The sequence below is a fragment of the Tropicimonas sp. IMCC34011 genome (genome assembly GCF_003390865.1).
Classification (GTDB): Bacteria; Pseudomonadota; Alphaproteobacteria; order Rhodobacterales; family Rhodobacteraceae; genus Tropicimonas_B.
This window is the reverse complement of sequence record NZ_QMEJ01000012.1, coordinates 1-255: the sequence shown is the minus strand read 5'-3', so window position 1 is coordinate 255 and position 255 is coordinate 1. Positions and strand designations below refer to the sequence as shown.

The window sequence follows — 255 nt, the reverse complement described above, 5'->3', positions numbered from 1 at the left end:
CCTTCTGAGAGATCGGTTCACGGTCGTCTGCGCGGACCTGCCTGGCTTCGGCAAAAGCTATCAACCCGAAACCGTGGAAGGTTCCTCCGGACGCGCCAAGGCGATGGCGCTGCATGCGGCAATGGACGTGCTGGGCTTCGACAGGTTCGGCGTTGCCGGTCACGATCGCGGCTCTTACCGGGCCTTCCGCCTCGCGATGGATTTCCCCGACGCCGTGGCTGGCTTGGCCATCATGGACGGGGTGCCGATATACGA

At 63.9% G+C, this 255-nt stretch carries 1 protein-coding gene; it reads left to right on the top strand.

All coding sequences use genetic code 11. From position 1 onward, the window contains the following. Positions 1-4: 4 nt before the first annotated feature. A partial coding sequence (locus DQG15_RS17980; protein ID WP_370454198.1) for an alpha/beta fold hydrolase occupies positions 5-255 on the top strand: 251 nt, incomplete at its 3' end.